Genomic DNA, 24179 nt, shown 5'->3' with positions numbered 1-24179 from the left:
CCTGAAATTTTAAAAGATGGAATTAGTAAATATCCCGGAAGATCCCCAGCCACGGATGGTATTGCCATGTTTCTGCCCCACTGCCATCAAGGCGACGCAGGCGGATCTCACAAAAATGTTTGCTGATATCAGACACTTCACGACCCAGCTGTTCGGACAGCTCCGCTATCAGTGCCTTTACATCACCCTTCAACCACGATGAGCAATGTTCACCCGGTGTGAGTTCGGGGTAATCGAAGTTCAGTTTTTGCGGTGATAGCTGTCCATCGCTTTCACGGATGAGATGGAAAACCGGCTCTTCCGTTTCGTCTTGCTGATACAGCACAAAGGCATCATCTGGGCTGGAGTGCCGGAACGGTGTACGCCGTTGCATTTCGGCATGCCAGTCCGGTGTTGGGGTTAGCTGCCACCAGCGGTCGGCGCAGGTTCGGCCCTGAATCTGAACCGCCTTGTTTTCGAACAAGGCGGCGATCAGGTGCAGGTGTTCCAGCTGGATCAAGCTGGTGCCATGTTCCACTTTGGCGGGCTGTAAAATCCGTGGAATGGATGAAATCGCCGCCAGCTCTTCGACAGCGACACAAGAACGAATCGCCCAGTGCTCCGAATCCAGCCGCAGCATTTGGGGTTGCCCGATCGCTTTGGCTTCAAAGCCGGGCTGGGTGTACACCAGGGCTTGCGACTCATCGTCGTCGCCCAGCTGCTTCAGGGCCAATTGTTTCAAGGCCCGGTAGTTGTAGTTCAACACCAGCATATTGGTGGTTTTCGGCGGCTGCTTGCGATGACGCCGAATACGCCCGGCCAGTTGAATCAACGAGCGCATGGAGCTGGGTTCGGCAATGGCCCAGTCGTAATCGTGATCGCGGCCTACTTCCGTTACCGGCGAACCCAACACGACAAACAGGTGGTTTTGTTCAGGGTGATTGTCCAGTGCAGAACGGATTTCCGGCTGTTGCCACAGGGCTTCCGGAGTCTTGCGATTGAGAGTAGTGTCCAGCCGCGCCTCGATAAACGACCGTACCAGCAACGGATGCTGACTGTGATAGACGCACAGATGTAATCGAGTATTTTCCGGAACACTACCTTCAACAAGCTGCCGGGCGACCGCCACCAGCGGATTAATATTGGCCATTCGAATCAAACCCAGCGACACCTGCTTGCCGGTTTGCGGATCGACCGCTGAATGCGCCAGATGCAATCTTTTCATGCCCTGCCACAAGCTGCTGCAAATGGCTTCAATGACGGCTTCCTTGCCGTCGTTATTGGCCTCAACATCCAGCACTTCCGCCAGCCGCAGAGCTTTGCCGGGTTCAAGATCGGCTTGCAGGTGTTTAACCCGCGAAGCTGCAAATTCGCTATTGGCCGCTTTGAATGCTTGTTGATCACCACAAGGCCTGGCTGACGAGCCGAATTCATCAAACCAGCCACAACAGATTTCATCCGACTGACCTGGCGTTCCACAAGCCTGGTTGTAGTGTTTGCGGCCAGCCTGATAAGCACTGAACAGAGCCGTTAACATCGCTGGCGGCATGCTGGCAGATGACAGCAAGACCCGACTACCCAGTAGCCCGGCCCAGTTCACCAGCCGGCAAAGTGCAGGCAAGTCGGCAGAGTCAAAGTCATCCGGTTCGTCGAGCACCAGATCCGACGTCAGTAGCCGCAGCATGGGCGCAATTTGTTTGCCGCCACGAACGCCTTCGGTGGCAGGCATCAGGTGGTCGATGGTGCATACCAACACCGGGGCGCTCAGAAGCTGCAGCGATTTTGATGGCTGCTGATTACGGTCCTTTTGCCCCAGCCAGCGTCTTAAAGGCCCGTCACTGAGCGTACCGTCATAACTGATGTGCAGGGTGTCATCGAGTAAATCGGCGGAGGATTCACTGCCATTTTGTTCTGATTCAGGCGGCTGCTGCTGTTCTGTCTTACGCCGATGAAGTTCCTGCACCGCTTGCGAGCCAACCAGCACTGCCAGTTCGTCTGATTCCAGCTGCAAACGCTCTTGCAGGGCATCACCGGTTTGCAGCGTCAGTGTTCGCAACCCCAGCGCAATACTGAAACGACAACCCGGCTGCTCATTGGCCAGGCCATACATAATGCGGGCGTTGGCAAAGGTTTTTCCCTTACCGGTTGAGGCCATGTTGACGCCAAAGAAACCTTGCCTGGCAGATAATTCCGCCAGGCCTGTCGCGAGATCGTAGGCTTTATCTTGCCAACGGTAATCGGAGTGTTTGGCTCTGGCCTTGAGCGTTTTATGGGAAACCAGCACCGGCAGGTTTGAACGCAAGTTAGGTAGCTGGCGCGCCAGTAGCAGTGCATTTTGACCGACACCGATATTGTGTTCATCCAGATGTTGCTTCAGCGGTCGTTTGCCATTGGCGTCTGGCTTGTCGGTATTGGCGAACACCTGATACTTGTCATCCCACCATTTTGTCTGCTTTCCAGCCGCGGAATAGCTGTGATCCGCGAGCATCAAGGCCAGCCGAGACAAGTGGCTGCTGAAGTGGTCCTGCTGCAGCCATTGGCTTTGGCCATTATGCAAAGAACCTTGCTTCAAGGTTCGCTGTGCCAGTTGCTTTGCTTTGGTCCGCCATTGCAGGCTGGCGATCGGTGTACCCTGAGCGAAAGTGAACAGGTGTTGCCAGTCTGCAGCCGTCCACTCAGAGCGCAAACACTGGGCTGAATTCCAGGGGGCAAACCAGTCCCGCTGCATCAGGGTTAATTTATCCAGATTCAGTTGAGGAATACGGTCACTTTCGTTTTCGATATCCTCTGCGCGCTTTCCTTCACGCGTTGGATAAACCGGTAGCCGATGATGACTGACGATCAACCAGCCAATCGCTTGCGCCAGCGGCAAACCTTCGAGCAGAAGAAACGGATTTTTCAACGCCTGTTGTCGGTCTTCCCTATATCCCGCCAGCGCTTGCTGGCACAGCTGATCATCTGCCGGTGCTACGTCAGCAAGTGCCCTCAACCACTCAGTATCCGTTTTCCCGGCCGATATTTTCGCTTTTACGAATGCGACAAACATCAACAGCGACAACCACTCATGCCGCAGCGGCTCCTGCATTCCACGCTGGCCCAGCAACTTCTGCTGAAACAGCGTATTGGCTTTGCCAAAGTCATGAAACAGCCCGGCAATCCCTGCCATCAGCGCAATCGCCTCAGCGGTATGCCACTGATTTTCAGAGTCGGACTTGAGTACATCCCTTCCCGTCGAATTGGTCGGCACCCGCCCCTGGGCGTTGAATTTACGGGCGTTACCAACGATCCATTCCAGTTCCAGCTGCTGCGTGCCGCGCACCCGGTGACAAACGACGGCGGTGTTTCTGCGGGCGGTTTTGCGCAGCAGCTTGCGAACCATTTTCAACCCTTCCAACGTCACCGGACCTTCCCAGCTACGGTCTCCGGCTCGCTCAAAGAATTGATCCAGCACCCGCCGGGTTTCGATCAGGGCTTTTTTGCCGCATTGGGATTTGATGATCACTATCATGCGTCAGGCGCTCCGGCCGACTGGCCCACTTGTTCAGCTGTGTCTTTGATGGCGTCGATCATGCGATCCAGCACGTCGAATTTCTGCAATTGGCTGATGAGTTGTTGGCGAAATTCCTGTTCATCCTGGCCAGCCATAGCGGAACTGAAAGCAATCGGCATAACGATGGCGTCCTTGATCAGGTCGGCAACGTCAAACACCAGCCCTCCCCGTCGGGTCTTGCCATGCAACACAGCCAGTCCGTGCGGCAGACCTAACACCCAGCAGGCAGTTGCCGCCAGCCCATAAGCGAGATAATTGCCATGATCGAGATAGCGGTTAGCGAGGTCGGTGCCACCGCCCTGCTTGGCACGACTGAATTCACCGTAACAGACAGCCTGACCAGCCAGCTTGTACAGAGCCTTGGTCATGATGGCTTCGGTGCTCAGCACGTCGTTGCTGCTGTTGGCGCCAGACAGACGTTGTTCGAAGGACTGAATCACGCCGTCCAGCTGATCTAGCGCAACCGGGAATTCTATGTCCCGGCTTTTACTGAGTTTGCCCCAGATTTCGCGCAGATTAGCCAGCCGGGCCTGCTGAAAATGAATCGCGGCATCAAGCCGTTGCTGGTCATCAAACCAGAATCGACACCAGAGTTGCAGATATTCGGTAGGACGGTATTCGCTTTGGGAGGTGAGCCACTCAACGTCCGCCTGGACTTCATTGCAGGCGAACAGCGGCGTGCCACCGCCACCACAAAAGCCGATCAAAACACCGGCTTTGGCCAGCTCACGGACTGCCGCCTGGGTGATGGAGGTTCCCGTCCCCAACAAGATCACTGTGGTATTGGCGATCGGGATATTCCAGTAAAGCGATTCCTTGCCAGCTTCGGTCACATACTCAACCCGGCCGCCGTTCACCAGCACCCGGCAGTATTGCAGGTAATAAAGGTTGGCTCTTTTGGAATGCAGAATGGTTTTAAGTTCGGAAGGAGTAAAGTCGTCCATGTGTCATCCTTGACTGAAGCTGGAATCTTCAATCTAGCACATGATCGAATTTATCCTATCCGTGGTTTGATCCAATTGCCGACAAAAATCTAGCTGGTACGCCCCAGCACCCGGTTAATCCAGTCCTGCATTGGCCAGTAAACCGCCACGGCAGTGACGACACCCAGGCTGTTGGCGAGCATGTCGTCCCAACCCATAAAGCGGTGTGGCAACATGCCCTGCAGCAATTCCATTGAGCCACCTAACGCGAGGCAGAACAGCAGGAAATAAATCTGGTTGATACGGCGTCGAAAGCTGATCAGGCCCAGTCCGGCGAGGGTGCCGTAGGCCAGAAAGTGGGCGATTTTGTCGGAGCCTGCGATGGTGTCGCCGGTCGATTTGAGCGAAGCCCAGACCACGATGGCGAGCACAGCTACTAACAGAAAACGGGAGGCTAGAAACAGGTAGTTCTGAAGTTGGGTCATGGATCGTGACTTGTGCCTGTCAGGCTCTGGTTAATAAAAAACCACCCGCTTGAGCGGGTGGTATTGGTGACGCAACAGTCGTTAGAAATCCTGGAACTGCAGCCCCAGTTTCTCTGCCGTCTCCTGGCTGCCTCTTGGTGCCACCACGGCTTTGCTGCCCTGTTGCCCCTTGAGGTACTGCTCGGCTACGCGTTGTACGTCGGACCAGCTGGTAGATAACAAACGCTCACGGAAGTTCTGGCGAATTTCACGGCTGCGGCCACCACGGTCCATATGGAAGGTTTGCTTGGCTTCACCTGCTGGTGAGCCAGGGCGATCCATACCGCCGATCAAACCCAGCACAGCCTGTTCAACAAGGTCTGCTCCGGCAGCGCGTTCCAGTACCCAGTTGATCGAGCGGGCGAAGTCATCAAAGGTACCTTCTACCCGTGGATCACGGTAGGAGTAGAATTTGAAACAGCCGTTAGCATTGTCCTGGGTCGCACCAGCACCGTAGGCACCGCCTTTCTCGCGAATTGCAGTGTGCAGGAAGCCGTTACGCAACACCCCAGCCAGCACCGACAACGCCGCCGAATCTTCACCGGTCAAAGTGGTGGTTGGCAGCGCCCAGGCACAGAAGTTGACCTGTGAGTCGACCATCCAGTAGCTGGCAGTGTCCTGCATTTGCCACTGCATGATTTTCTTGTCACGGCCGGAGGCGTTTTGCCATTGTGCCGCCACCGCAGCCATATGCTGCTGGCGGTGCGGTTCGTCATGCACCGCCACGGCTTCGTCCGGCAGCTGACCGATCACTTGATAGAGATCGTTCATGGCAGCAGCAATAGATGCTCCACCATCCTGCTGTGCCTGCTTGAGGTATTGCTTCAGACGTACCATTTGCGGCATGCCGCCAATGCAGTTGGCAATGTTGGCTGCCGCATTAAGGGACGCCGCAGCAGTCGCCATCGCCAGACTGTGGCCGCTGCCCGTCACACCGTTTTCCTTGCGGGCGGTCATCTGGGTCAGCAAGTCGAGCAAACGGGCTTCTTCGTTGAAAGTGGCGGTTTGCCAGGTTTCTTTCATCAAGGCACTGAATTCAGCAGCCTTGCTGCCGAGCGCCTTGCCTGTCATCACGATGTAGCCGTGCAGGTCGTCACACTGGTCGACACTGCCGCGGATGCTGGCGTAGCTGCTGAGGCTGCCAACCAGTGCGGTCTGTTTGATTTGCTGAGCCAGGTAGTCGTTACCGCCAGCGCCAACTTCGGTCCAGGCGTTGGTGAACAATGGCAGCCAGCCCAGTTGGTCAGCCGACAGCTCTGGCAAATCGGCTACCAGCTGTTGGTACAGAATGCCGTTGGTGCCGGTAACGTATTCGGTGGTTGGCAGGGCATCGGTCGTTTTGGCAGTCGCTGCGGTATAGGCAATCTCAGGTTTGACGTCTTCCAGCGTCACCTGTGGCAACAAGCCCGGGTCATCTTCCTGTGCCTGGCGTTCCTGCAGAGCTTCTGCCTGGTCGCGAATGGCTTGCAGCTGTTCATCAGACAGGCTGGCCTTGATGGTAGCCAGACGCTGTTCTTCCAGCCGCTTGGCTTCGGCATTAAGACCGGCATCGGGAATCAGGCTGTAACGTACGCGGTGACGGTTGTTCAGAATCAGTCGCTGCACGGCTTCCTGAATCCAGCCTGGCTGGCTGACTTTTTCCCGCAGCTGCTTGAGCGCCGGGTCAAGGTTCAGCATGCCCACCGGGTCACCGTAATGGGTCGCGGCTGGCAAGGCATTAAAGATCAGCTGCAGGCCGTATGGGTAATGATCGCCGCCGATTTCGCGCTGGTGCAGTTCCAGTTGGTGTAGCGCGGATTCAACCAGACCACTGTCGACGCCGTTATCGGCGACGTCCTGCAGGGTATCCAGTACCAGCTTTTCAAAGGCTTCGGCGTGTTGCGGGTCGCTGCCCTCCAGACCACACATAAAGCTCATTTCGCGGTTGGATTCTTCCAGCCCACACAGCGGTGACGGTGAACCGCCAAGATCGGTTTGTTCCAGCGCCTTACGCAATGGCGATGCCGAGTTGTCGAGCAGGATCTGGCTCAGCAGGTTGGCTTCCAGCTGGGCATCGAGATCGGTTGAAAAGCCCAGCAGCCAGCCCAGCACGTGGTGGGTCTTGCCGTCCAGGTCATCACTGTCGACACCATAGTGTTCCTGCACGGCCAACGGGGCGGCGTAACGCTGTTCTGCCGGTACACTCCAGGTCTGGTTCTGACGTTCAAAGCGTGCCAGTACCTGTTGTTCCAGCTTGCCTTGCAGTTCTTCAACGTCGAGATTACCAAACGTCATGAAGATGGCATTGCTGGGGTGGTAATGGGTCTTGTAGAACTTCATCAACTGGTCGTAGCTCAGCGAGGTAATCTCGGCTGGCTCGCCACCACTGTTGTAGTGATAGGTAGTGGTCGGAAACAGGTAGGAGCTGATGCCCTGCCACAGCTGCGACACCGGTGACGACATGGCGCCTTTCATTTCATTGAATACAACGCCCTTGAATACCAGCGGCGACTGCGGATTTTGCGGATCTTCCAGCTCCAGCCGGTGGCCCTCCTGGGCAAAGTCGAGCGGATGCAAGCGCGAGAAAAACACCGCGTCGAGGTAAACATCCAGCAGGTTGTTGAAGTCCTTGTCGTTTTGCGAGGCAAACGGGTAAGCGGTCCAGTCACTGCTGGTCATGGCGTTCATAAAGGTGTTCAGCGAGCGCCGGGTCATCATGAAAAACGGATCGCGCACCGGGAATTTTTCGGAACCACAGAGTACGGTGTGCTCGAGAATATGCGCCACACCCGTGCTGTCTTTGGGCATGGTGCGAACCGCTACCATAAAGGCCTTTTCATCGTGATCACTGGACAGGTGATAGTGCACCGCACCTGTGGCGACGTGCTCATAGTGCTGAACTACGATATTGAGAGAATCAACCGGCGTAGATCCCACCAGGCGGAAAGCATTCGAAGACATAGGCAAACCTTGTATTGGTCGTTCAGCTGTTGTTTTAGTCACGACCGGGTGATGTGGCAAGTGAATAATCACTATTGATGAGATTGACTCAGATGGCGAGAGGGTTGTTTTGTTGCCGTTGCAACGCTCTGTCGTGCTGGCTGAACGGCCCTTGCGGGCCTTCCCTGCTCTCGTCTGCTGCAGTTACATGGTGTGGGTTGGTCGATCCGATTTCATCGCACCCGCCAGGTGGGTTTCGATACGGTCACGCGCCATTGCGCTGTCACCGGTAAACTGCACACCGATACCTGCAGGTTTATTACCCTGCGCACCGTTCGGTGTAATCCAGACGACTTTACCGGCAACCGGCAGTTTGTCCGGGTCGTCCATCAGCTTCAACAGCAGGAACACTTCGTCCCCCAGCTGGTAAGGCCGGTTGGTGGCAATAAACAATCCGCCATCCTTGAGAAATGGCATGTAAGCCCCGTAAAGCACAGCCTTGTCCTTGATGGTCAAGGTCAAAATACCACTGCGTCCAGCACCGGACATCAGATTCTCCCCATAGTTACTGCCAGTCCCCGCCATTCAATCAGGAGCGACTCCAGCAACAGTTGCCTGTTGTGATGACTGACTCCCGACCGCAATTGGCCAGCGACGCTACTAATACGCTCATGCAAGGCTAGCAGCTTTGAGACATCCAGAGTAGATGGCTCAAAACACTGCAAAACCCCGCTTTCAATGATTTGTTGCGGCTGCGCACCCATTCTGGCTTTCATCAGATCAGCCAGCATTTTGCCCAGCCACTCAATAACATCAACCAGTTCATCGTTGCGCCATTGCGCCAGAGTATCTTCCAGCGATGCCTGCTTGCTACTCCAGCGTTGCAAACTGGTGAGCCAGTTCTGATGTTTGCTATGGTAATCCTGCTTGACCCACTCCAGCGCAGCAACCGGCGCCAGCTGATTGCTCTTCAGCGACTGACGTGCGTCAGTTTCTGTCAGTCCCTGCTGTTGCAGCCAGGCCAGAGATACCGCCAGCGGTGGTGGTGCCAGCGACAGCCGCTGGCAACGACTGCGAATGGTTGGCATCACCGAGCCGTGACGTTCGGTTTCGAGCAGAATAAAGCTCTCACCCGGCGGTTCTTCGAGGGTCTTCAGCAAAGCATTGGCAGCGTTGACGTTAAGCACTTCCACCGGCGCAAGAATGACCACCTGACAGGGGCTGATCTGTGGAGTTTGCACCAGAAACTCATTTACCCGCCGCACGCCGTCGATCCGAATCTGCTTGCTGCCGTCTTCTGGTTTACATTCGAGGAAGTCCGGATGGTTACCGGCCTGCCAGAGCTGACAGCTGTGGCATTCACCACAGGCGCTGCCCAGCTGTTGCGGAATCCGCCGGGTGCACAGCAGCCAGCGGGCGATTTCCAGCGACAGCACGTGTTTGCCCATCCCGCGTGGCCCGGTCAACATCAGCGCATGCGGCAAGCCTTGCTGGCGGTGCCGCTTTTGCAAGTCCAGCCAGCTGTCGTGCAGCCAGGGATATAAACTGGCAGGAATCGGATTGCTCATGCTCCTCTCAACACTTCCAGGCTGACAGCCAGTTCTGACTGCACCCGTTCGAGCGGCTGTTCGGCATCGATAATGACAAAACGCGAATGTGTCGCCGCAAGGGTATGAAAGCCGTCGCGTACCCGTTCGAAGAAGGCCAGCGCTTCGGTTTCAAAGCGGTCGGTTTGCTCACCGGTTTCGATTGAACGACCACGGGCGCGGCTCATACCAACACTGACGGGAGCGTCCAACAGGAAGGTGCAGTCTGGCTCCAGGTTTCCTTGCGCAAGTTGTTTGAGGGTATCAATGGTTTCCAGTTCGAGCCCACGCCCAAAGCCCTGATAGGCAATGGTGGAGTCAGTAAAACGGTCGCACAGCACCCAAATGCCGTTTTGCAACGCCGGTTCAATTACCGCCTGCAGATGTTGGGCACGAGCAGCGAACATCAGCAGCAACTCGGTCATCGGCATCATAGGTTCCGCATGATGGGCTTTCAGCAGCTTGTTGCGAATCAGCTCGGCGATTGGCGTACCACCCGGTTCACGGGTCACCAGCACTTCAACTCCCTGCGCCATCAGCCATTCGGCACACCACTGGATATTGGTGGACTTGCCAACGCCTTCGCCGCCTTCAAAGGTAATGAATTTGCCAGGTTTACTCATGACTGTTCTCCCCTGCGGCCGTGTTGGAGGCCGAACTCTCTGCTGTGGGAGCCGCAGCTGGCGTCGATCGGTAATCGCTCTTGCGATTACGAATCTGATACTGCCGCACCGCCTTGTTATGCTCTTCCAGTGTGGCAGAAAAAACGTGCGAGCCATCGCCACGGGCAACAAAAAACAGCTCATTGCCGGCCGCTGGATGCAAAGCGGCATCCAGTGCCGGACGACCTGCCAATGCAATCGGTGTTGGTGGCAGTCCCTTGATGCGATAGGTGTTGTAAGGGTTGCTGCGATCAAGCAGATGCTTCTTGCGCAGGTTGCCCTGATATTCGTCACCAAGGCCGTAAATAATGGTCGGGTCGGTTTCCAGCCGCATATTTTTCTGCAAACGCCGCACAAAGACACCGGCGATGCGTGGTCGCTCAGCTGGCACAGCCGTTTCTTTTTCGACAATCGAAGCCATGATCAGCGCATCGTATGGGGTCGCATAAGGCAAATCCTTGTCGCGCCCAGCCCAGGCTTCATCAAGTTGCTGTTGCATCCGCTGATGGGCTTGCTTCAGCACCGCAGACGCTTTCGATCCACCCCGATAGACATAGGTGTCCGGGTATAACCAGCCTTCCGGATTACCACTCAGGCCCAGCAAGCTGGCAACACTGGCGACCGTCAACGGCTCAACATCCTGGGTCAGGCGTTCGGCATTGGCGATATTCTTCAGAGCTTCCTGCAAGGTCGTGCCGTCAATCAGACTCACCCGGTAACTAACCGGTTCAGCAGTTTGCAACCAAACCAGCAATTGTGGCCCGGTCAGCGCCGCTGGCACATCGTATTCACCGGCTTGCAGGTGTTGCAGGTTCAGTAACTTCGCCTGCACGCGCAACAAAAGTGCGGATGGTAACCAGCCTTGCTGCTGCCATTGGCGGGATTTCAGTGACAGGGTTTCCCCCTGCTCGATATGAATGCGTACCGGTTCGGTATTGTTGGCTGGCATGGTCCAGATGGCGGCGGCCAAGGCTATCAGCACCACGGGGATCGCCAAAGCTGCTGCGATCAGTTTTTTCAAAACAGACTCTCCAGTCGTTGCTGCAGTTGTTTCATCACATCCAGCGACGGATGAGTCAATGACAGCGTCAATGAATCAATCGATTGTACAGGCACAATGCCGGTCAAACTGTTACTCATTACCACCGCGTCAGCTTGCAGCAGATCGTCCAGCCGACATTCCACGATTTCAATGGCTTGTTGTTCCAGCAGCCAGCGGCGTATCACACCATTCACCCCACAATGCTGCAGGGATGGCGTTAACCATTGGCCATGATGGCTGAAATAGAGATTGGAAAAGCAGCCTTCAACCAGCTGGCCCTGGCTGTCGAGCATGATGGCTTCGTGCCACTGGGGGGCAAATTCCGCCCGCGCCAGCACTTGCTCAAGCCGGTTAAGGTGCTTGATGCCCGCCAATCTGGGTTGCTGCCCCAGACGCACCGAACTGACGCCCGTCACCAACCCTGCATTCGCACCCAGCGAACGCCATTTCCAGTCGGCGGCATCCATCAGTTGCAGCTGAATATTGATGTCTGTGAGCGCCGGCAACCCATAACCACGCGGGCCACAGCCACGGCTCACCAGCAGCTTGGCCGCTGAATAGCCGCCCAGATCAATTTGATCGGCCAGTTCGGCCATGGCTTCGCTGATCAGGTAAAAGCTGTCAGAGGGAAAACAGAGCGCCTCCAGGCCTTGCTGGAGACGAGCCGCATGAAAGCGCCAGAGAGGCACATCTGCGGCAGACAGGCGCATGGTTTCAAACAAACCATCACCATATTGCAAACCACGATCCGTTGCTGGCCAATGGTCTTGCCACTGGCCAGCAACCCGACACAACACCCGACTCAAACGAATCAGCCGTTGTAGCGTTTGAACAGCAAGCTGCCGTTGGTACCACCAAATCCAAAGGAATTGGAAATGGCGTATTCCAGTTCGGCTTCACGTGCTTTGTGCGGCACGTAATCCAGATCACAACCGTCATCCGGGTTATCCAGGTTGATGGTTGGCGGAATAACGCCGTTTTTCAGCGCCAGAATGGTGATCATGGCTTCAATGGCACCGGCAGCACCCAACAGATGGCCAGTCATCGACTTGGTAGACGATACCGCCAGCTTGTAGGCGTGATCGCCAAACAGTGCCTTGATTGCACTGGTCTCGGCCAAATCGCCAATCTGGGTAGAAGTACCGTGCGCATTGATATAACCAATTTGCTCTGGTGCAACACCGGCATCCTTCAGCGCGTTTTCCATCGCCTTGCGGGCTCCGGAACCGTCTTCTGGCGGACTGGTGACGTGGTGAGCATCATCACTCATGCCCAGGCCAACGACTTCACCGTAAATGGTAGCGCCACGCGCCTTGGCGTGTTCCAGTTCTTCCAGGACCAGAATGGCTGCGCCATCACTGAGGACAAAACCGTCACGCTCTTTATCCCACGGACGACTGGCCTTTTCAGGTTCATCGTTGCGGGTGCTCAGTGCGCGTGCCGCAGCAAAACCGGCGACCCCCAATGGGGTAGACGAGCCTTCGGTACCACCAGCCACCATCACGTCAGCATCACCATAGGCAATCGTACGAGCAGCGTAACCAATGTTGTGGGTACCGGTCGTACAGGCTGTGGTGATTGCAAAGTTAGGGCCTTGCAGGCCATAACGAATAGCGATGTTGCCAGCTGCCATGTTGATCACGGCAGACGGCACCAGGAAAGGCGATACCCGCCGAGGGCCACTCTTTTCCAGCTGCTGGTAGTTCTGTTCGATGGTGTTCAAGCCACCAATGCCTGAGCCTACTGCAACCCCCACACGGTTGTAGTCCGTGCTTTCTGGCAGCGCAGCATCTTTCAATGCCTGGTCAGTGGCGACCAGTGCATATTGCAAAAACAGATCGAGCTTGCGGGCTTCTTTGGCAGACATCACAGCGCTGACATCAAAGTCTTTCACCACACCAGCGATCCGGGTGGAGTAACTGCTCGCATCAAAGTGGGTAATAGGCCCGATACCGGACTGCCCCTGACACAGTGCTTGCCATGTTGTTTCTACGTCCAGACCGAGTGGATTAACGGTACCCATACCGGTTACCACGACGCGTCGTTTCGTCATCACTGTTCAACTATCCCCGTTTACAGACACAAAAAAAGCCGCGTCCGAAGAGGCGGCTTTCAGACGTCGCGATTATTACAGATTCGCAACGATGTAGTCGATTGCTTCCTGAACGGTAGTCAGCTTCTCGGCATCTTCGTCTGGGATTTCAGTCTCAAATTCTTCTTCCAGAGCCATTACCAGCTCAACGGTGTCCAGTGAGTCTGCACCCAGGTCGTCTACGAAAGAGGAAGCTGGCTTAACTTCGTCTTCTTTAACGCCCAGCTGTTCGCAGACGATTTTCTTTACGCGTTCTTCGATGTTGCTCATGGTTTTTCCTACCGTTTCAGTGTTTCAAAGGTCGATAAGACCTTAACCCATATTCATGCCACCATTCACATGAATGGTCTGGCCTGTAATATATTTCGCTTCGTCGCTGGCCAGGAAGGCAACAGCGCTGGCAATTTCTTCTGGTTGACCCAAGCGCTTGCTCGGAATGGTCGCTAGAATGGCTTCTTTTTGCGCGTCAGGCAAGACGTCGGTCATGTCAGTTTTGATAAAACCGGGCGCGATACAGTTAACTGTAATATTACGCGCCGCCACTTCTTGCGCCAGCGAACGGCTGAAACCTTCCAGACCGGCTTTGGCAGCCGCATAGTTGGCCTGACCGGCGTTACCGGTAGTACCAATAATCGAGCTGATATTAATGATGGCACCCGCGCGGGCCTTGATCATTGGCTTGACCATTGCTTTGCAAACGCGGAACACACCAGACAGGTTGGTGTTGATCACCGCATTCCACTCGTCGTCGCTCATGCGCAGGAACAGGTTGTCGCGGGTAATACCAGCATTGTTTACCAGTACAGCCGGAGTACCATGATCCGCCAGCAGCGTCTTCAGCGCTTCAGCAGTTTGATCGGCGTCGGCAATGTTCAGCACCATGGCATCGTTGCCCGCGTCAATCGCCTGCAGCGCTTCACGAATGGCAACTGCACCGGATTCGCTGGTCGCTGTACCAATCACCTTGAAGCCCTGGGCAGCCAGTTTTTCAGCTACCGCACGACCAATACCGCGAGAAGCGCCGGTAACCAGCGCCAATGCTTTTTCTGACATCAGAATTATCCTTGAATCAATTCCATAACGGCTTTGGCACTGGCCAGATCGCCTGCACCATAAGTCGCCAATGTTTTGTCGATACGCTTGTTCAGACCCGCCAGCACCTTGCCAGGGCCGAATTCAACGGCAACATCGGACTTGCTGCGAACCGCTTGCACGGCCCCCGTCCAATTAACCGGACTGTACAGCTGTGCCAACAGTTTTTCCTGCACTTCGGCAATCGGCGCAGGCGCGTTATCAACATTGTGATAAACCGGGAATTCAGTCGCTCGCCACTCAATGGCAGCCAGCGCCTGTTTGAAATCCTGCGCTGCAGCTTTCATCAGACTGGAATGGAACGGACCACTCACAGCCAGCGGCAGAGCGCGTTTGGCACCAGCAGCCTTGGCAAGTTCCACGGCTTTTTCGATACCGGCAGCAGCACCAGCAATAACGATCTGGCCCGGCGCATTGAAGTTGGCCGGCTCAACCACACCAGCAACGCTGGCATCGGCACAAACCTGGGCAACCACATCTTCGTCCAGACCCAGAATCGCAGCCATGCCACCCTGACCGGCAGGAACAGCCTGATCCATCAGCTGACCACGTTTGCGTACCAGCTGAACGGCAGCAGCGAAGTCGATAGCATCTGCAGCAACCAGTGCAGAGTATTCACCCAGTGAGTGACCCGCAGCCGCCACGATATTCAGGGCCGGGCAATGGCTTTTGATCAAACGCAATACCGCTACGCTGGAAGTCAGCAGTACCGGCTGGGCGTTATAGGTCAGGTTCAGGGTTTCGGCCGGACCATCCTGGGTCAAAGCCCACAGATCCATGCCAATCGCTTCAGAAGCTTCAGCGAAGGTTTCACCAATTACGCTGTACTCTGCAGCCAGATCGGCCAGCATGCCAACCTGTTGGGCACCCTGACCCGGGAAAATCGCAATTACATCTGTCATCTATTAACCACCGGCTAGATTGGTTTCAGCAGCCAGACTCATTCATTAAGCAAGACAGCCGCCCTTCTACTACTCGATTGCACCACAGTCTGAACAATCAGCTCCTGCCTGCAACCCGAAGGCGGGCGCCATAGTAGGATCGTCAGACCTCTCAGTAAACAACTGATTGGCACAATTTTATTGAATTTGTTTCAGGCAATCGCAGCTTTCATCGGCATAATCTGCTTTATTAATGACTCGCGGTCATGATTTTGGGCCTGCTTAACCAGATAGCCCAGCGAGTGCTCGAAGGTCGACTCGTCCGATTTACCATGGGTTTTAACCACCACCCCATCGATACCCAGCAACATGGCACCGCCGTGGCGAGACGGTGCGATACGCCGGTGAATGCGCCGAAATGCTGCCTTCAAAGCCGGTGACATCAAGCGCAGCAGCCAGTGGCCATGCAGCTCGTCCTTCACCATCTGGGTCAACCATTCGGTCAGACCCTCGCTGGTTTTGAGCGCCACATTACCGGTAAAACCATCACACACCATGACATCAAGATCGCCACGATAGAGGTCATCACCCTCATAAAAGCCCTGGTAATTAGCCGGCATCAGTCGTTGCAGAATAGTATCCGCTGCACGGATGTCTTCGGTACCCTTGCCAGACTCATGGCCCACATTGAGCAATCCAACCTCTGGGCAAGTCGTGCCCATTGAGCGACACCAGGAAACACCCAGCACGGCAAATTGCACCAACTGAGCCGCTGTCGCACCCAGCGAAGCACCCAGATCGAGTAATAACAGCGGCTTGCCACGAGTAGGAATCTGGGTTGCCAGAGCAGGCCGATCAATGCCCGGCAGCACGCCCAGCAAACGACGGGAAAGAATCATCAGGGCACCGGTACTGCCAACGGAAAGCACACCACTGCTGTGACCGTCCCGACAGGATTTGAGCGCCATCGCCATGGAGGAATTTTGCCGCCGTTTCAACACCACTGTGGGCTTGTCATTGGCAGCGACACTGGCTCCGCATCCAATAATCTGAATACGCTCTGCAGCATCAGAGAAGAGTTCGGCAGCTTCCGCTACCCAGCGCTTTTCGACGAAAAGCTTGATTGAAACCTGGCGATATTTGCCAAGCAGACGTTTGCAGCCCCAGAACGCAGCGCGGGGACCTAAGTCCCCGCCCATAGCATCTACCGCGATGATCAACATCTTAGTTGGTGCCAGTCTCCACGACTTTCTTGCCACGGTAGAAACCGTCAGCAGATACGTGGTGACGACGATGCTTTTCGCCGGAAGTTGGATCAGTAGTCAGAGCTACTGCGCCAGTATCCAGTGCATCGTGTGAACGACGCATGCCACGCTTGGAACGAGTTACTTTGTTTTGTTGAACCGCCATGATTGGCTCCTACACTATTTCTGTTTGAGCTGTGCTAAAACGTCAAACGGGTTGGGCCGCTTTTCGTTACCGCTGGTTGTATTTTCCGGCTCGGGCTGCTGAATCCGGCATTCCGATTCGGAGTGCATTGGAAACATAGGAAGTGCCAATAGCACTTCATCTTCCACCACTTCCCACAAATCGAGAATTCCGTTTTCGTCCATTTCCACCGGCTCCAGACTTCGAGGCAATTGCTTTGCCTGCTCGTCATCAAACACCAAACCCAGCGAAAACTGACTATCAACCTCAATCTCTACAGTACCCAGACAACGCTGACATACCATAGCGACTCGAGTGGAACATGATCCCCTCAAAACTCGATGACGTTCCTCATCCCGCTCGAAAGTAACAAAACATTCAACCGGTGCCAGACACTGGTCTACTGCTTCGTTCAGTCGGGTGAGTTCAGAACTGTCGATTTTCGCCCTAAGCTGTTGATTAACTTCAACAAGTTTGGTCGCATCGACTCGATGGGGTAACTGCGCCTCTGCCATAGTGCGCGAGATATTAGATACCTCGCCCCCCGTTGTCAAAATTATTTCACCAAATACAGGAAGCAACTGCGCTGAAATCAGCGCAGTTGAACACCCTGCCCCATTACCATGGAAGCAATTCCTGCCCCCACGCTGGTACCCAGCTTGCCAATCATTTGTTCGATTGGATCAGGACGCACAGTAAAGTTCACCATTTCTTCGGTGTTCAATTGCTCCCGTGCTACCTGACTCGACGATGCCAGACCGTCAATCAAGCCCAACTCCAGTGCCTGCTCACCAGACCAGATCAGCCCGGTGAACAAATCCGGATTATCAACCAAGCGATCGCCACGACCTTTTTTGACCTGATCAATAAATTGTTTGTGTGTCACCTTCAGCACGCTTTCCCAAAACTCTCGTTCATCCTCACGCTCGGGACGGAACGGATCCAGAAAACCCTTGTGCTCGCCAGCAGTATAACTACGCCGCTCGACGCCCAGTTTATCCATCAAGCCAGGAAAACCAAAACTGGACCCGACAACACCGATCGATCCTACCAGACTGGCTTTATCGGCATAGATTTCGTCTGCAGCCGCCGCGATATAATAAGCGCCCGAGGCTCCCAAATCGACAATCACTGCATAAACCGGAAAATCTGGCCGGATTTGCTTCAAACGCTTGATCTCATCATAAACATAGCCTGCCTGCACTGGACTGCCACCCGGCGAGTTAATACGCAGAATCAGACCCACTGCATCTTCAGAGTCAAAGGCACGTCGAATCGCAGTAATCAGGGCATCAGCGCTGGCATCCTGATCCGCTGCGATGGTGCCATTAACCTCAACAATAGCGGCATAAGGCTGACCATTGGCCAGATCCAGCGCACTTTCTCCCGGCAAACGAAACAACCACAACAAGGCAAACAAATACACAAACATCAGCGAACGAAAGAAGATTCCCCAGCGACGGGTGCGGCGCTGTTCTTTCTGCAGATCCATCACCAGCTTTTCGATCAACGTCCATTCTTTACTATTGTCGTCCGGGCGATTCACATGCTCATCCACTTTAATAACATCCTGTATTTCCATTAAAAGTTACCCCAACCAGACTCAGCGACCCAGCCAGTCATGCAGTTCGGCCAGCGAGTGAAAAATCTGTTTGGGTTTACTGACCCACAATACATCTTCTTCATGAGCACCGTGACTCATCCCCACCGAATCTACGCCAGCCGCCGCCGCCATATCGAGATCATACGTGGTATCACCCACCATCAGGGCTTCCTCAGGCGCAACATTCAGTTCCGCCAGAATTTCCCGCAGCATCAACGGATCTGGTTTGGAGCGGGTTTCGTCTGCGCAGCGGGTAATAACAAACCGATGCCCCAGCTTGAGGTCATCCAGAATCCGATCCAGCCCACGGCGACTCTTGCCGGTCGCTACCGCCAGCAATTTGCCTTGCGACTGCAGGCTTGCCAGCAGCTGCTCAGCGCCGTCAAACAGCTGCATTTTTACCTGACTGTCATAAACGAAGTTGCGGGCATAAGCGTCGCGCATCACATCCAGCTGATCCGCCTTGATATCCGGCCACAGGGTACGAATCGCCTCAGGCAAGCCAAGCCCAATAATATTTTGCACCGCCGCATCACTGATTGCCGGCAACCCAACCAGTCGACCCGCCAGCTGCATGCTGTCAACGATACGGCCAGTGGAATCAGCCAAAGTGCCGTCCCAGTCAAAGACAATCAGCTCATATCTCATAGCTGCATCCTTCTTTTTCAAGAAACCGGTCAAAATCATTTCCCGGCGGCGCCGACAAAGACATCCGCTCACCCGTCAGTGGATGACGGAACTGCAACTGCAGGGCATGCAGGAACAGGCGTCGTACGCCATGCTCCTGATCGATCATCACCTGGGTCCGATCACGGTACTTGTCATCGCCAGCAATCGTGTGACCCTGATACTGACAGTGAACGCGGATCTGGTGCGTTCGACCAGTTACCGGCTCGGCTTCCAGCAAAGAATAATGCGAGCCAGACGACAGCAGGCGATAGCGTGTGTGTGAAGCCTTGCCTTCGGCGTCGACCAACATAATGCGCTCGCCCGACTGCCGCTCGAATTTCTTCAGCGGCGCCTTCACTTCGGTGATTGCAGCTGGCCAGCGACCATGCACCAACGCCAGATATCGCTTCTGGATGCCAACCTTGTTAACCAGCATTTTCTGCAGGGCAACCAGAGCAGAACGTTTCTTGGCAACCAGAATGATACCCGAGGTGTCTCGATCAAGACGATGAACCAATTCCAGAAAGCTGTGCGACGGGTACATCTGTCGCAACGCCTCGATCAGCCCCAGATTAACCCCACTGCCACCATGTACCGCCAGACCATGCGGCTTGTTGATTGCCAGCAGCGCATCATCTTCATAAACAATCGCCTGTCGCAAGCCATCCAGCAAGGCATCCGATGCGTGGCCAACTGCCTGCTCCTGCGGCAAGCGTAATGGCGGCACACGCACAATATCACCAGTAACTACCCGGCTGTCGGCCTTGACCCGCTTCTTGTTTACCCGCACCTCCCCTTTGCGGACGATCCGGTACACCAGCGCCTTGGGCACCTTGCCCAACGAGCCTAACAAATAGTTGTCGATACGCTGCCCGTGATTGTCTTCAGTAACCTCAAGAAAGTTGACCTTGGAGGTGTCGATATCGAATTTGGCCATAATGCTCCGTAAGGGGATTGGGAAAGCAGGCGAAAGAGGCCATTCTTCAAAGCTGCAGAAGTGACGTTTTCTTAATCTTTGCTGCTGTCGAACTTTGTTGCTATATTTCAGCCGCTGATCTGCCATTTACAAAATGATCGGCAATCGCAGGCCTGCAAAGCAAAGGCGGCGAGTATAGAAGAAGAAGAGTGGACGATAAACTCTTCGAGGAATTTAAACGCACGGGTCCGGTTTCCCTTAACACCGCAAACAACAAGGTACAGCGCCTTTCAAGATGAAAGAGCCATGCCGGTCAGGGCGAGCACAGCCCCCTGCCTGTTTGCCAAAGCAACCGGCCCGCTAGTGAGATAAACCAGGCAGCTCATCTGCTGGCGATCTCGCATTATCAAATTATGGAAAGCAGGTTTCTCTCAGAACCACAGCCTTGAGCGTGTGGTTAGCCTGACTGATGGCGGTTGTTAGTCCATCTCAGCCGGGAAATGACTGTTTGCAGTGTTGGTGCTCAGCACCACTGCATGTTGCCTGATGGAAAGAGCTTGCATACAGCCTCCATCAGCAGCAGCAAGGCACCCATAAACATTTTGGTACTGGCCAGCTGAATTCAGCTGGAATTGCCGGCAGTACGCTTGCCCCATGGAGCAAAAAGTACTGCATGAAAAGAATGCTGATTAATGCAACTCAGTCGGAAGAGTTGCGCGTAGCCTTGGTAGACGGCCAAAAACTCTACGATCTGGACATCGAATCCGGTGCCCGGGAACAGAAGAAATCCAACATCTACAAGGGCAAGATCACCCGTATCGAGCCCAGCCTCGAAGCCGCCTTTGTTGACTTCGGTGCCGAACGTCATGGCTTCCTGCCGCTGAAAGAAATCTCCAAAGAATACTTTGTCAAAGATCCTGGTCCGGGTCGCATCAACATCAAGGATGTGATCAGAGAAGGCCAGCAGATCATTGTTCAGGTCGACAAGGAGGAGCGTGGCAACAAGGGTGCCGCACTGACCACCCAGATCAGTCTGGCCGGTCGTTATCTGGTACTGATGCCAAACAACCCGCGCGCTGGCGGTATTTCCCGTCGCATTGAAGGCGATGATCGCACCGAACTGCGCGAAGCCATGAAAGACGTCACCGTACCTGACAAGATGGGTATTATCGTTCGCACCGCAGGCATTGGCCGTTCCGGCCAGGAACTGCAGTGGGATCTGGACTACCTGGTGCAGCTGTGGGACGCCATTCAGCGTGCTTTTGACGAAGTACAGGCGCCTGCCCTGCTGCTGCAGGAAAGCAACGTGATCATTCGGGCGATTCGCGACTACCTGCGTCAGGACGTTGGTGAAGTGCTGATCGACACTGACCGTGCCTACAACGAAGCACTGGGCTTTGTGCAGCAGGTAATGCCGCATTATCAGAACAAGTTCAAGATGTACACGGACAGCGTACCGCTGTTTAACCGTTTCCAGATTGAAAGCCAGATCGAAAGCGCCTTCCAGCGTGAAGTGAAGCTGCCTTCCGGTGGTTCGATTGTGATCGACCCAACTGAAGCCCTGGTATCTATCGACATCAACTCCTCACGCGCTACCAAAGGCTCCGATATCGAAGACACCGCCTTCAACACCAACCTGGAAGCAGCCGACGAAATTGCCCGTCAATTGCGTCTGCGCGACATGGGTGGTCTGGTGGTTATCGACTTCATCGACATGCTGTCCAACAAGCACCAGCGTGACGTTGAAAACCGCCTCAAGAAAGCTCTGGAAATGGACCGCGCCCGCGTTCAGGTTGGCCGTATTTCCCGCTTTGGTTTGATGGAAATGTCGCGTCAGCGTCTGCGTCCGTCACTGGAAGAAACCAGTGGTCACGTTTGCCCACGCTGTAGCGGTACCGGTGTTATTCGTGACACGCAGTCTACCGGCCTGTCGATCCTGCGTCTGATTGAAGAAGAAGCCGCCAAGGAGAACACCGGCCAGGTGCGCGCCATCGTGCCGGTTCCGGTTGCCAGCTTCCTGCTCAACGAAAAACGCGGCCTGATCGAACAGATTGAGCGTCGTCACGGCTGCCGCGTGATGGTATTGCCAAACCCGCAAATGGAAACCCCACATTTCGAAGTGCTGCGTCTGCGTCCGGATGACAGCCTGATCGGTGAAATTTCCTACGAGCACCGCTTTGACGAAGTTGAGCCAGAATACGGCGTTGACATCGTCACTCGTGAAGCCGCCAAACATCAGGAAGCTGTTGTTAAAGGCGTGGTACATGCCAAGCCCGTTGAAACCGCTGAAGAAGAAGCGCCTGCCCGCCCTGCAGCACCCGTTGCAGCGCCAGCCATAGCCCAATCTTCTCCGAGTGTCATTGAGAAAGTGGCGTCTTTCCTGTCCAGCCTGTTTGGTGGCGACAGCAAGGAATCCGCCAAGCCAGCGGCCGAGACCAAGGCTGACAGCAAGCGCAGCAGTGGCAGCGAACGCAGCGATTCCGAGCGCAGCAGTTCAGACAACAGCCGCTCCCGCAACAGCCGTAGCAGCCGCAATAGCAGCTCCAGTAACACTACCGAGCAGAGCAGCCGCAGCCGCCGTAACGAAACCACTGAAAGCAAGGACGAGCCGTCCGAAGATCAGGGCCGTTCACGCAGCCGTAGCCGCAATCGCAGCCGCAATCGTAACAACGACTCACGAGCGGATTCCCGCGGTGATTCACGCAGCAGCGAAAGCCGCAACGAAGCTCGCAGTACCGACACTCGCAGCAATGACGGTGATTCCCGCAAGTCCGACAGCAAGGATCAGGTAGAAGTTGTAGCTGATTCCCGCGCCGACAAGCCGGAAGCCGCAGACAACAATCAGACCCAGGACAACAGCTCTCGCCGTCGTCCTCGTCGTGATCGTAGCCAGGGCAGCCAGGAATTCCGTCGCGAAGCACCGAAACCTGGTTCCGAGGAAGACGAAAAGGTTGTATTGCCAGGCGTTGCTGAAGCTGCATCGGCTTCCGCAGACAATGCTACCGACAACACCGACGATAGCCAGGCCAATGGCGAAGAGCGTCCAAACCGCCGTCGCCGTCGCCGCAGCCGTAGCCGCACCAGCCGTGAAGACCAGGCTGTAACAACGGCTGAAGCAACTGAAGCCGCAGCAACGACTGACACTGACGCCGCTGATGCAGAACCAAAAGCAGCAGATGCAGTAGAAGCCGTCGCTGATACAGCCGACACCGTGGAAGCGCCTGTCGCCGCCGCAGAAGCTGTGACTGAAACTGCGCTTGCCGAAACCCCGGAAGCAGCGGAAGTTGTTGCTGAAGCAGCCGAAACCAGCCCTGCTGATGATACCGAAGGCCAGCCGGAAACCGCTGCCGAGCAGTCTGACGAAGAAAGTACTGGTGGTCGCCGTCGTCGTCGCAGCCGTCGTAGCCGTCGCAGCGCGGACAAAGACGTTGCCGACAACACAGCAACCGAAGAAGCGTCAGAACAGCCTGCAACCGACGTCGTTGCTGAGGAAGCTGTAGAAGTCGAAGTCAGCTCTGAGCAGCCAGCCGCAGAGCCCGCAGCCACTGTAAACGAGCAAGGCAGCGAAACTCCGGCAGTCGAAGACAAGCCTGTGGTAACACCAGCGCCTGAAGCCGTAGCAGAAACTGCAACAGCGCCTGCCGAAGAAGCAGCCCTGCCAGCCGTTACAGAAGCGGTTGTTGAAGCAGCCCCGCAGGCAGAAGAAGCTGATGAATCTGCTGATGACAGTCGTAACCGCAGCCGTCGTCGTAGCCGCAATCGTGGCCGTGCGGCCAACGACCCACGCAACCGTGGTGCCGCCCAACAGGAACTCGCTATCGAGCCACCAGCCGATAACGAAGCTCCGGTTGCTGAAGCTCCGGCAGTTGAGGCAGTGGAAACTAAAACTGTTGCAGCGGAAGCAGCACCAACAGCAGAGGTTGAAACCAGCGCTGAGCCAGTGGCAGAAACCGCTCCTGAATCAGCACCGGCCGCTGTAGTAGAAGCCCCGGCACCAGCAGAAGAAGCCACTGCTGAAGCGCCAGTGGAAACAGCACCAGCCAGCAACACCACGGAAGAAGTTCCGGTAGCAGAATCGGTTTCTGACGCCGCTGAAAGCAGCGCAGACACTGAAGCAAGCGATGCTGAGAAACCTGCCAAACCAGACGTTACGGACAAACCTGCTTCGTAATTCTGACCTCAAGCGCGGCCACCTGGCCGCGCTTTTTGTTTCTGCCTGCCCCACAGCCCTCCCCCGTCATTTTTATCAAACTGGTCCTATGGCCGCGCCCTGTTTATAGGCTAGAGTCATAAGATAGCCGAGCATATACACA

The 24179-nt window shown here is 55.3% G+C and carries 20 protein-coding genes; 1 reads left to right on the top strand and 19 read right to left on the bottom strand.

Annotated elements, in window-relative coordinates; genetic code table 11:
- Positions 1-22: 22 nt before the first annotated feature.
- The 19 genes from cas3f to K6123_RS05725 form a co-directional block, all read right to left on the bottom strand.
- A complete protein-coding gene (cas3f, locus tag K6123_RS05815) occupies positions 23-3487 on the bottom strand; it encodes a type I-F CRISPR-associated helicase Cas3f (protein ID WP_221795082.1) in 3465 nt (1154 codons plus the stop codon).
- Positions 3484-4473, bottom strand: coding sequence for a type I-F CRISPR-associated endonuclease Cas1f (cas1f, locus tag K6123_RS05810; RefSeq protein WP_221795080.1), 990 nt, complete (start codon positions 4471-4473; stop codon positions 3484-3486). The genes cas3f and cas1f overlap by 4 nt, the downstream gene beginning before the upstream one ends.
- Before the next feature lie 89 nt (positions 4474-4562).
- Positions 4563-4937 carry a VanZ family protein gene (locus K6123_RS05805; RefSeq protein WP_221795078.1) on the bottom strand — a complete coding sequence of 125 codons (375 nt, stop codon included), beginning with the start codon at positions 4935-4937 and terminating at the stop codon, positions 4563-4565.
- Positions 4938-5018: 81 nt separating this feature from the next.
- The gene (locus tag K6123_RS05800) at positions 5019-7916 is read right to left on the bottom strand and encodes an insulinase family protein (RefSeq protein WP_221795076.1); all 2898 of its coding nucleotides are present in this window, start codon (positions 7914-7916) and stop codon (positions 5019-5021) included.
- A gap of 183 nt (positions 7917-8099) precedes the next feature.
- The gene (locus K6123_RS05795) at positions 8100-8444 is read right to left on the bottom strand and encodes a PilZ domain-containing protein (RefSeq protein ID WP_221795074.1); all 345 of its coding nucleotides are present in this window, start codon (positions 8442-8444) and stop codon (positions 8100-8102) included.
- On the bottom strand, positions 8444-9463 hold the full coding sequence (gene holB / locus K6123_RS05790; RefSeq protein WP_221795072.1) for a DNA polymerase III subunit delta': 1020 nt from the start codon (positions 9461-9463) through the stop codon (positions 8444-8446). The genes K6123_RS05795 and holB overlap by 1 nt, the downstream gene beginning before the upstream one ends.
- Positions 9460-10104 (bottom strand): dTMP kinase, encoded by a 645-nt coding sequence (gene tmk / locus K6123_RS05785; RefSeq protein WP_221795069.1) that lies wholly within the window; start codon positions 10102-10104, stop codon positions 9460-9462. Before tmk ends, holB begins: the two co-directional genes overlap by 4 nt.
- Positions 10097-11164, bottom strand: coding sequence for an endolytic transglycosylase MltG (gene mltG / locus K6123_RS05780; RefSeq protein WP_246624635.1), 1068 nt, complete (start codon positions 11162-11164; stop codon positions 10097-10099). Before mltG ends, tmk begins: the two co-directional genes overlap by 8 nt.
- Positions 11161-11982, bottom strand: a complete 822-nt coding sequence (gene pabC / locus K6123_RS05775; RefSeq protein WP_343223968.1) for an aminodeoxychorismate lyase — start codon at positions 11980-11982, stop codon at positions 11161-11163. The genes mltG and pabC overlap by 4 nt, the downstream gene beginning before the upstream one ends.
- Positions 11983-11996: 14 nt before the next feature.
- Positions 11997-13238 carry a beta-ketoacyl-ACP synthase II gene (gene fabF / locus K6123_RS05770; RefSeq protein ID WP_221795065.1) on the bottom strand — a complete coding sequence of 414 codons (1242 nt, stop codon included), beginning with the start codon at positions 13236-13238 and terminating at the stop codon, positions 11997-11999.
- A gap of 75 nt (positions 13239-13313) precedes the next feature.
- Complete coding sequence (gene acpP / locus K6123_RS05765; protein WP_221795063.1) at positions 13314-13547, bottom strand: acyl carrier protein; 234 nt, start codon at positions 13545-13547, stop codon at positions 13314-13316.
- 42 nt (positions 13548-13589) lie between these two features.
- Positions 13590-14330, bottom strand: a complete 741-nt coding sequence (gene fabG, locus K6123_RS05760) for a 3-oxoacyl-ACP reductase FabG (protein WP_221795062.1) — start codon at positions 14328-14330, stop codon at positions 13590-13592.
- 5 nt (positions 14331-14335) lie between these two features.
- Positions 14336-15271: an ACP S-malonyltransferase gene (gene fabD, locus K6123_RS05755; RefSeq protein WP_221795059.1), complete on the bottom strand. Its 936-nt coding sequence runs from the start codon at positions 15269-15271 to the stop codon at positions 14336-14338.
- Between the two features lie 191 nt (positions 15272-15462).
- Entirely contained in the window at positions 15463-16473 is a 1011-nt protein-coding gene (plsX, locus tag K6123_RS05750) for a phosphate acyltransferase PlsX (RefSeq protein WP_281423902.1), read from the bottom strand.
- A gap of 1 nt (position 16474) precedes the next feature.
- Positions 16475-16660 carry a 50S ribosomal protein L32 gene (rpmF, locus tag K6123_RS05745; RefSeq protein WP_221795056.1) on the bottom strand — a complete coding sequence of 62 codons (186 nt, stop codon included), beginning with the start codon at positions 16658-16660 and terminating at the stop codon, positions 16475-16477.
- Between the two features lie 14 nt (positions 16661-16674).
- Positions 16675-17193 carry a YceD family protein gene (locus K6123_RS05740; RefSeq protein ID WP_221795053.1) on the bottom strand — a complete coding sequence of 173 codons (519 nt, stop codon included), beginning with the start codon at positions 17191-17193 and terminating at the stop codon, positions 16675-16677.
- 77 nt (positions 17194-17270) lie between these two features.
- On the bottom strand, positions 17271-18260 hold the full coding sequence (locus K6123_RS05735; RefSeq protein WP_221795051.1) for a S49 family peptidase: 990 nt from the start codon (positions 18258-18260) through the stop codon (positions 17271-17273).
- 21 nt (positions 18261-18281) lie between these two features.
- Positions 18282-18929, bottom strand: a complete 648-nt coding sequence (locus K6123_RS05730; protein WP_221795049.1) for an HAD-IA family hydrolase — start codon at positions 18927-18929, stop codon at positions 18282-18284.
- Positions 18919-19887: an RluA family pseudouridine synthase gene (locus tag K6123_RS05725; protein ID WP_221795048.1), complete on the bottom strand. Its 969-nt coding sequence runs from the start codon at positions 19885-19887 to the stop codon at positions 18919-18921. The genes K6123_RS05730 and K6123_RS05725 overlap by 11 nt, the downstream gene beginning before the upstream one ends.
- A 652-nt stretch (positions 19888-20539) precedes the next feature.
- Between K6123_RS05725 and rne the strand changes: the two genes are divergently transcribed.
- Complete coding sequence (rne, locus tag K6123_RS05720) at positions 20540-24037, top strand: ribonuclease E (RefSeq protein ID WP_246624634.1); 3498 nt, start codon at positions 20540-20542, stop codon at positions 24035-24037.
- Positions 24038-24179: the final 142 nt, after the last annotated feature.

This window comes from Oceanobacter mangrovi (assembly GCF_019740315.1).
GTDB lineage: Bacteria > Pseudomonadota > Gammaproteobacteria > Pseudomonadales > Oceanobacteraceae > Oceanobacter > Oceanobacter mangrovi.
This window is presented reverse-complemented; position numbering and strand designations above follow the sequence as displayed.

Excerpts from the sequence above, each read along its gene's own strand:
- cas3f (WP_221795082.1), bottom strand. The coding sequence starts at position 3,487 with ATGATAGTGATCATCAAATCCCAATGCGGCAAAAAAGCCCTGATCGAA.
- cas1f (WP_221795080.1), bottom strand. The coding sequence starts at position 4,473 with ATGGACGACTTTACTCCTTCCGAACTTAAAACCATTCTGCATTCCAAA.
- K6123_RS05805 (WP_221795078.1), bottom strand. The coding sequence starts at position 4,937 with ATGACCCAACTTCAGAACTACCTGTTTCTAGCCTCCCGTTTTCTGTTA.
- K6123_RS05800 (WP_221795076.1), bottom strand. The coding sequence starts at position 7,916 with ATGTCTTCGAATGCTTTCCGCCTGGTGGGATCTACGCCGGTTGATTCT.
- K6123_RS05795 (WP_221795074.1), bottom strand. The coding sequence starts at position 8,444 with ATGTCCGGTGCTGGACGCAGTGGTATTTTGACCTTGACCATCAAGGAC.
- holB (WP_221795072.1), bottom strand. The coding sequence starts at position 9,463 with ATGAGCAATCCGATTCCTGCCAGTTTATATCCCTGGCTGCACGACAGC.
- tmk (WP_221795069.1), bottom strand. The coding sequence starts at position 10,104 with ATGAGTAAACCTGGCAAATTCATTACCTTTGAAGGCGGCGAAGGCGTT.
- fabF (WP_221795065.1), bottom strand. The coding sequence starts at position 13,238 with ATGACGAAACGACGCGTCGTGGTAACCGGTATGGGTACCGTTAATCCA.
- acpP (WP_221795063.1), bottom strand. The coding sequence starts at position 13,547 with ATGAGCAACATCGAAGAACGCGTAAAGAAAATCGTCTGCGAACAGCTG.
- fabG (WP_221795062.1), bottom strand. The coding sequence starts at position 14,330 with ATGTCAGAAAAAGCATTGGCGCTGGTTACCGGCGCTTCTCGCGGTATT.
- fabD (WP_221795059.1), bottom strand. The coding sequence starts at position 15,271 with ATGACAGATGTAATTGCGATTTTCCCGGGTCAGGGTGCCCAACAGGTT.
- plsX (WP_281423902.1), bottom strand. The coding sequence starts at position 16,473 with ATGTTGATCATCGCGGTAGATGCTATGGGCGGGGACTTAGGTCCCCGC.
- rpmF (WP_221795056.1), bottom strand. The coding sequence starts at position 16,660 with ATGGCGGTTCAACAAAACAAAGTAACTCGTTCCAAGCGTGGCATGCGT.
- K6123_RS05740 (WP_221795053.1), bottom strand. The coding sequence starts at position 17,193 with ATGGCAGAGGCGCAGTTACCCCATCGAGTCGATGCGACCAAACTTGTT.
- K6123_RS05735 (WP_221795051.1), bottom strand. The coding sequence starts at position 18,260 with ATGGAAATACAGGATGTTATTAAAGTGGATGAGCATGTGAATCGCCCG.
- K6123_RS05730 (WP_221795049.1), bottom strand. The coding sequence starts at position 18,929 with ATGAGATATGAGCTGATTGTCTTTGACTGGGACGGCACTTTGGCTGAT.
- K6123_RS05725 (WP_221795048.1), bottom strand. The coding sequence starts at position 19,887 with ATGGCCAAATTCGATATCGACACCTCCAAGGTCAACTTTCTTGAGGTT.
- rne (WP_246624634.1), top strand. The coding sequence starts at position 20,540 with ATGAAAAGAATGCTGATTAATGCAACTCAGTCGGAAGAGTTGCGCGTA.